Below are 5,552 nucleotides of genomic sequence, written 5' to 3'. Positions count from 1 at the left end.
CCCTTCGCCCCGCTCCCCACCCATTTTTTGCATCTTTTGTCATCACAATATTTCCTACTAATATAACGATCCACTATTTCCCCCGCTGGATTGTTCTCCCCAACCAAATAAGATGCATAGTGTAAATGTAAACACTTTATTCTAGAAAAATCCTCAATCCCACCTATTCCCGTTTCTTTTAATTTCTTGATCATATTTTCAGGTAGGGAATTGATTTTTTCTTCTAATAACTTCATTCTCTTTTCAATTTCTTCTTTGTGAACGCGGATCATTTTTCGCTTTAATTCTGGATTATTTTGTATAATTTTTTCTATTTCAGTTATTTTTTGCTGTGCTTCCAATTTTGAAACTTCTTCCACTAAATAAGGACATGTTAACCAATAAAGAGTAGGGAAAGGTTTTCCGTCTTTTAAAGGAAAACTTTTTATAACTTGAGGATAGCCGTATATGCACCTTTTTTCTATATTTAATACATTACTTACTACACGTTCCAATTGTTTTTCAATTATTATTAAGTCTTCTTTTGAAACAGCAGAGCTATCCAAGAACCGTCCTCCGTTCTATCTTTCAACACTAAATTCACTTCTTTTGCTTGCTCAATAATAGATCTTTCTTTACTTTCAATTATACCAGAAAAGATGATAAATGCCTTTTCTTTAAGTACTTTATCAAATTTAGGATCTTTCATTAGCTGTATCAGTACTTCAGCCACAATATTAGAAACTAATATATCAAAACTTTCATGCTCTTCCACTGTGTTTAACAAATCGGATTCTCTTATTTCAATATTAACATCGTTTAAAATAGCTGTTTCCTTAGCTTTTTCTATAGCCAAACTATCGTTATCTAAAGCCAAAACGCGATTAGCTCCAAAATTTTTAACCAAAATCGATAATATTCCGCTACCTGTTCCAACGTCAATGACATCTTTGCCTGTACAACCAACCTTTCTCAAAAGTTGAGCTGCCAGTTTAGTGGTTGAATGTAAACCGGTACCAAAGGCACTTCCCGGTATTATATTCAATACTATCCCGGGCTTTTCTATTTTTTTATCGGAGAAAGGATTTACCCAGACACCATCTATAAGTTCAAAAGCATTTATTGTTTTTTTCCATTCTTCTAACCATTTTGATTCTTCGGTGATTTCTTTCGAAAGCAGTTTTAAACCATACATAGAAAGCAAATCTAAAATATCTTTGATTTGCTCTTCCTTCTTGACATACAACCTCAGAAATGTTTTTGAACTTTCTACATCTTCCTCAATATAAAAGAAATTAAATCCAAATTTTATAAACTGATCTGTTATCTTTTCTTCCTCGTTAGGTTCCAATTCATAAATAAACTCATAATATTTATCCATAATATCATTTCTCCAACATTTTTTTAATTTGAGGAATTCTCGTGAGTAATAACAGCATTATAAAGGCATTCAAAAAGAATGAAACTACATAGCCGCCCAAGCGTGGTGGCATAAGAACTGCGTATGAAATACCAAAGGCTTGATGAAGAAAGAATGGCGTTAAGGTTATTCCTACCGCCTCACCTAAACCACAAGAAATGGCTAGTGTCCAATAATTGATTCTTCTTTTAAAAAAGTACCTAAAAATTATACCAGGAATCAAACCGTGTAAAGCTGAGGTTAACGTAAATTGGGGAAGAAACGCCCCCATTGGATTTATCCAATAACCAATCAAATCTGATAAACCCCCAACGATAAAACCATCCAGAGGTCCAAAAATAAAGGCAGAAAGAAACATAGGAATGGTTCCAAAGCCAAATCTAATAACTTCAACATTACCTAGGGGAATTCTAATCGCTAATAACCTCGACAAAAGTATAGATAGAACTATAAACAAAGAATTCATTACTAACCTATATGTGGCATTTTTTTGGCCCATAAATTCACTCCTTACCTCAATGGATAACTAGCATATTTTTCGCAAAGAACCTTAATACTTCTTTTATTTCCTCACTCCAAAGAAACCAATTATGGTCACCAGATTTTATAAAAAGAGTTGAAGATATGCCATTCATTCTTAATTCATGGTGTAGTTCAGAAGCACCTAAATATAGGTAAAAATAATCTTCACTTCCACAAGAAAGATAAACTGGAAGTTCTAACCCGCTTTGTTTTACGTTTTCTATATAGTTAAAAACATTCTCTTTTTCCCATAACTCAGGATCAAAGGGCCAACCAAACGCATCATGATAGTAATCTTCTCTGACATTAATTTCATTCCCCTCTAAATCGACTTCTTTTTCTGGGGGAACTTCTCTGGTTATTCCCCCGCTTAAGCTCGCAACAGACAAAAATAACTCGGGATACTTAAATGCTAACCTTAAAGCACCATAGCCTCCCATAGATAGACCAGCTATGAACCTTGAAGATCGTTCGTTATAAACCTTATACTGCGTTTCCATATGTTGAATAAGGTCTTCAATCAAAGCGGTTTCATAGTTTACCCCCGTTGGAGAATTAACATACCAACTGTTCTTGGCATCAGGGATCACAGCTACAAAAGGTGGAATTTCATTGTTATTTATCATTAAATCCAAACTTTGATCTACTCGGCCTTTTCTTAGCCAGCTCGTTTCGTTTCCACCATGCCCATGCAGTAGATAAATAGTAGGATATTTCCTGGTTTCAATGTCGTATTTCGGTGGGAGATAAATAGAGTATTTCATATCGCTTTTAAGTGCTCGGCTATAAAACGATAAAGATTCATAGACTTTTCCATATGTCAAGTGTGAACACCCCTTTTTCCTATCCATTAGACGTTAGTACAGATTGTGTTTACGACCTCTCCATACAATGGACCCGGTGTAATCTTATTGATCTTTACTTTCAAAAATTCCCCATTCAACTCTTCATTACTTTCGAAGATTATTAACTTATTGTTCATAGTTCTTCCCATATAAGTACCATTTTTACCTGCTTTTCCTTCTTGAATTATAACAACTTCTTGTTCAAGATATTTTTCATTTTCTTCAAGGTTTATTCTTTTTTGTAACTCCATAAGATACTGCAATCTTTTATTTTTAATATGTTTAGGTACATCATTTTTTTGATACTTATAAGCTATGGTTCCTTCTCTTGGGGAATATTCTGCGATATTTATTCTCTCAAATCTACATTGTTTAATCAAATCTACTGTTTCTTCAAAATCCTCTTCTGTTTCTGAAGGGAAACCAGTTATAAAATCACTGGATATTGTAACGTTAGCTACCTCTTTCTTTATCTTATTTACAAGTTCTACGAACTCTTCTTTTGTATATTTTCTATTCATCGCTTTGAGAATTTTGTTGCTTCCTGATTGAGCTGGAAGATGAAAATAATTTGCCGCTTTTTCCTCGTTTGCTACAGTCTGTATCAAAGAGTCTGTTATATCAGATGGATAAGAGGTTAAAAACCAAATTCTTTTTATAGAATCAAATTCTGCTGCCTTTTGTATGAGCAAATCCAATTTAGATTTTTTGTCCCCAAAGTCCTTACCGTAGGAATCAACATTTTGACCTAAAAAGGTTATTTCTTTGTAGCCTTTTTTTGCATAACTTTCAACTTCTTTTATTATATCTTCCATAGGCCTACTTTTTTCAAAACCTCTGGTGTATGGGACTATACAGTATGTGCAATATTTATTGCATCCGTATATGATAGTAATCCAAGCATGGTGTTTACTTGAAGTCATCTTTGGAATATCGTAACTGACATCATTTAATTTATCGCTAAAATCAGCGAACCTTTCTCCATTTAACGCCCGTTTTATCAAATTTGCTATGTCTATCACATTTCTAGTACCAAAGACAAAATCCACCTTTTTAAACCTTTCAAGTAAATGCTCCCTTTCTTTTTCTGCCGAGCAACCACCTACACCCAATATTAAATTCTTGTTTTCATCTTTTAGTTTACCATAACCACCTATGGCTCCATACATCTTATTTTCTGCTTTTTCTCTAACAGCACAACTGTTTATCAATATTATATCGGCTTCTTTTGGATTTTCAGTCCATTCGAAACCTTCTTCTTTCAAAAGACCTGCCATTATTTCACTTTCGTTTATATTCATTTGGCAACCAAATGTCCTTATGTAAAATTTCAAAATTATCACCTCTTACAAAAAAACCGGGAGCAATCCCCCGGTGTATTATGTACAACCAAAAATTAAAATTTTCCGTCTTCGTCTTCTTCTTCTGAGGAAACGAGTTCTTCTTCCTCCTCCTCTACTTCTTCGGCGTAACTAGCGTATTTCTCCTCGGCTGCTAGTTTTTCGTCTACTTCATCCACTTCTTCGTCTTTTTCCTCTCCCGCTTCGCTACCTTCTTCGAGGGTTTCTATTCTGCCTTCTTTTCCTTCAATAATCGCATCGGCCATTTTTGAGGCAATAAGCATTATGGTTCTAATAGCGTCATCATTTGCGGGAATAACGTAATCGATAAGATCAGGATCGCAATTAGTATCCACCGTTGCTATTATAGGTAATTTAAGTAAATTTGCTTCTTTAACAGCGATCTCTTCTTTTTTGGGGTCAATAATGAATATTATATCCGGAATTTTTTTCATTCCACGTAAACCACCCAAGTTTTTTTCTAATTTCTCCAAATTTCTGCGTATGGTGGCTTGTTCTTTTTTGGGTAGTTTTGAAAACTCTTCACTTTCAACGTATTCCGTTAATTGCTCCAATTTATCAATTCTTGATTTTATTGTCTTGAAGTTAGTTAATAAACCGCCAAGCCATCTGTTGTTTACAAAAAATTCTCCACATCTGCGTGCTTCATCGGCAACGATTTGCTGCGCCTGTTTCTTAGTTCCAACGAACAACACTCTTTTCTTTTCCATGACTGAATTTTTCAGAAATTCATAGGCATCATCAATACTTCTTAAAGTCTTTTGTAAATCAATAATATGAATCCCTTTTCTTTCAGTAAAGATATAAGGCTGCATCTTGGGATTCCATCTTCTCGTTCTATGACCAAAGTGAGCTCCTGCTTCAAGTAACTGTTTCATACTTACCACTGACACAAAAATACACCTCCGTAGATGTTTGATTTGGTTTTCTAACCTCCACCTTCCTTTTTTTCACCGACCCTTTTACGGGCACCGAGGTGAAAAACGAAAGATGTGAGTGTTATTTTACATTACCGTTCTATTTTGTTCCCCCCAAAGTCCTTCTAAATCGTAGAATTCTCTACTCTCTTCAGAGAATATATGAACTATAAAGATACCAGCATCGATTATCATCCAATCGGTACTTTGACCTTTATCGTAAAATGTTATGGGTATATCTTCGTCTTTTAGATACCTGACTACTTGGTCTCTTAATGCCACTCTATGTGGTTCTGAATTTCCTGTAACAATGACAAAGTAATCAACCATCAACTCAGAATCTTCCATGTCAAGTACTACAATATTTTCTCCATCTTTCTCTTCTAGCAATTCTACTATTTCTTTAACGGAATTCAAAACATCAGTTTTTAACAAAAATTTACCACCTCCACTGGAATTTTTTTACTTTTTTAACATTTCTAAATTTATTAGCGCCCCTTCGCCCCGC

The 5,552-nt window shown here is 34.5% G+C and carries 7 protein-coding genes; all 7 read right to left on the bottom strand.

Annotated elements, in window-relative coordinates:
• A partial coding sequence (locus X928_RS08795; protein WP_103079397.1) for a DUF501 domain-containing protein occupies nucleotides 1-545 on the bottom strand: 545 nt, incomplete at its 3' end.
• Nucleotides 512-1,360: a 50S ribosomal protein L11 methyltransferase gene (locus X928_RS08790; protein ID WP_103079396.1), complete on the bottom strand. Its 849-nt coding sequence runs from the start codon at nucleotides 1,358-1,360 to the stop codon at nucleotides 512-514. The genes X928_RS08790 and X928_RS08795, both read right to left, overlap by 34 nt.
• A 4-nt stretch (nucleotides 1,361-1,364) precedes the next feature.
• The gene (locus X928_RS08785) at nucleotides 1,365-1,898 is read right to left on the bottom strand and encodes a folate family ECF transporter S component (protein WP_103079395.1); all 534 of its coding nucleotides are present in this window, start codon (nucleotides 1,896-1,898) and stop codon (nucleotides 1,365-1,367) included.
• A 16-nt stretch (nucleotides 1,899-1,914) separates the two neighbouring features.
• Nucleotides 1,915-2,745: an alpha/beta hydrolase gene (locus X928_RS08780; RefSeq protein ID WP_169926368.1), complete on the bottom strand. Its 831-nt coding sequence runs from the start codon at nucleotides 2,743-2,745 to the stop codon at nucleotides 1,915-1,917.
• Nucleotides 2,746-2,771: 26 nt separating this feature from the next.
• Nucleotides 2,772-4,100: a tRNA (N6-isopentenyl adenosine(37)-C2)-methylthiotransferase MiaB gene (gene miaB / locus X928_RS08775; RefSeq protein ID WP_103079393.1), complete on the bottom strand. Its 1,329-nt coding sequence runs from the start codon at nucleotides 4,098-4,100 to the stop codon at nucleotides 2,772-2,774.
• Nucleotides 4,101-4,162: 62 nt separating this feature from the next.
• Nucleotides 4,163-5,020 carry a 30S ribosomal protein S2 gene (rpsB, locus tag X928_RS08770; protein WP_103079392.1) on the bottom strand — a complete coding sequence of 286 codons (858 nt, stop codon included), beginning with the start codon at nucleotides 5,018-5,020 and terminating at the stop codon, nucleotides 4,163-4,165.
• Between the two features lie 111 nt (nucleotides 5,021-5,131).
• A complete protein-coding gene (rsfS, locus tag X928_RS08765; RefSeq protein WP_103079391.1) occupies nucleotides 5,132-5,479 on the bottom strand; it encodes a ribosome silencing factor in 348 nt (115 codons plus the stop codon).
• Between the last annotated feature and the right edge of the window lie 73 nt (nucleotides 5,480-5,552).

Origin of the sequence: Petrotoga miotherma DSM 10691, from assembly GCF_002895605.1 — a bacterium.
Taxonomy (GTDB): domain Bacteria; phylum Thermotogota; class Thermotogae; order Petrotogales; family Petrotogaceae; genus Petrotoga; species Petrotoga miotherma.
This window is presented reverse-complemented; position numbering and strand designations above follow the sequence as displayed.

Coding starts and splice junctions, on each gene's coding strand:
- X928_RS08790 (WP_103079396.1), bottom strand. CDS start 1,360: ATGGATAAATATTATGAGTTTATTTATGAATTGGAACCTAACGAGGAA.
- X928_RS08785 (WP_103079395.1), bottom strand. CDS start 1,898: ATGGGCCAAAAAAATGCCACATATAGGTTAGTAATGAATTCTTTGTTT.